The organism is Candidatus Obscuribacterales bacterium (assembly GCA_036703605.1).
In the GTDB taxonomy this organism is placed as follows: domain Bacteria; phylum Cyanobacteriota; class Cyanobacteriia; order RECH01; family RECH01; genus RECH01.
The window spans coordinates 1-1,743 of sequence record DATNRH010000301.1 but is presented as its reverse complement, the minus strand read 5'-3'; the positions used below and the strand labels follow the sequence as shown (position 1 = coordinate 1,743).

The following is a 1,743-nucleotide window of genomic DNA, read 5'->3' as shown; positions in this document are numbered from 1 at the left end:
TTGCTGACGTCAGCAATCCTACCCTTGTAGCTGTACAAAGGTAGGATTACCATAGATGCCAGGATCTACCTTTTGATGAGCTAGATCCTGGTTGATGGGCAGCTATGGGAAACTCTAGAAGCGATCGCCTAGGTTAATGTGTACCGCCGAATCTCCACTGTCGGTGAGCCCTAGTTCTACCCGCACAGGGCCAAAGGGTGACAGTAGCCGCAAGCCTAGACCAAATCCCAACCCGTCACCGGGCTTATCGCGCGCAACTCCAGGGCGACCAATCACGTCATCTAGGGTATCGAGGGTACTCGCATAGTCCACAAACAGCAGCCCGCCCACATCGATTTCTTCATCCATGGCATCAAAGGAAAAGATGGGAAAGCGATATTCGGCGGAGGCTTGGATAAAGCTGGTAGACGAGCCCACATCACCACGCTCAAAACCCCGCACGGAGTTACTGCCTCCTAAGCTAAAGGCCCGATAACTAGGAACATCATTGAAAATGTGTCCGGCTTGAACATTCAGCACTAGGGTGCGGGGCCCTTCTGCGAAGCCAAACAGGGAGAGAGGAATAAACTGGGTGGCGTTGCCGGTTAAGCCTGTGAAGGAAATCGTTTCATCCTGCAAGGGGATGGCTTGCTCCAGCCCCAGACGCAGCCGACTGCCTTCGGTAGGGTTAATCAAATCATTGCGAGTGTCGTACTGAGCTGCTGCCGATAAAACCAGCAGATCATCCTGTCCGCTATCGCTTACCGTGAGCCGATTGCCCCGTTCATCCTGTGAGAATAGGTCGTTAGAAAAGACATCATCCCGCACTGATACTCGTTGATAGGTGAGTCCCAGCGCACCTTCTAGATCAGGGGAAAAGGCGTGGAAGACTTCTGCACCCACGCCCAAGCGATGTACCCAGGGCGTATCACCGCCGGGCAAATCCACATCGCGATCGCCCCCCCGCAGGTTGGAGGAATAGGCTCGTTGGTTAAAGATATTCACGGAATACCCTAGGGGGGCTAGCTCTGGTTGATGGCGGTAGCTCAGATCAAACCCGAGGATGGAGGTGCCTACCCGTCCTTCTAGGGTGATGGTATCGGAATCATTCAGCGAAAGCTGCACCCCTCCTGGTAAGCTGAGCCCTCCTTGGCGATCGCTGCCTGCGGATACCGAAAAACGTCGCGTTGGGCCTAGCAGCGTGGTGGGATAGGGTAGCTCTGTGCCTAGGTAGAAGCGCAGGGGCCCTGGGCCGCCGCCACCGCTGAACTGGGCGATCGCGTTAGCGTAGGTGGAGCTAGGGGTTGGGGCGGGAATCTGAGCGGGCAAGAGATCCACGGCTTGCCTAGACACGTCTTCGGATGATTCGAATTCCGATGATTCAGACAGCGATGCAGCCGCAGGCTCAGCCAGGCTATCGGATGGTTGGGATAGGTCGTCAGGAGCGATCGCTGCCTCAGCTACGGGTGCTGCTGCTGGTGGGAGAGCGATCGTGTCCTCTGGCCCCATTGCAGGAGCCAGGTCTTCAACCTCCAGCAAATCCGACGTCGGCGACGCTGCTGCAGGCATGAGCGGGGTTGTCTGGGTGTCTGGTATCACGGGTTGTGTCTGTGCATATCCTGGGGTAACGATCAACATCGTTGCCGAGCCCCCCATGACGCCAGCAATCCAACCTAAGTTCTGAAATACGGTAGATGATTTGCGAGACGCGCGCATATTGTTTCTCCTCACAGCCGTTGGTTAATGTTTTGGTCTCAGCATTAT

Annotated in this window: 1 protein-coding gene; it reads right to left on the bottom strand. The window is 55.7% G+C overall.

Features of this window, described 5'->3' with window-relative positions:
* Positions 1-114 precede the first annotated feature (114 nt).
* Entirely contained in the window at positions 115-1,548 is a 1,434-nt protein-coding gene (locus tag V6D20_06375; protein ID HEY9815412.1) for a BamA/TamA family outer membrane protein, read from the bottom strand.
* Positions 1,549-1,743 lie beyond the last annotated feature (195 nt).

Coding starts and splice junctions, on each gene's coding strand:
- V6D20_06375 (HEY9815412.1), bottom strand. CDS start 1,548: ATGCCTGCAGCAGCGTCGCCGACGTCGGATTTGCTGGAGGTTGAAGAC.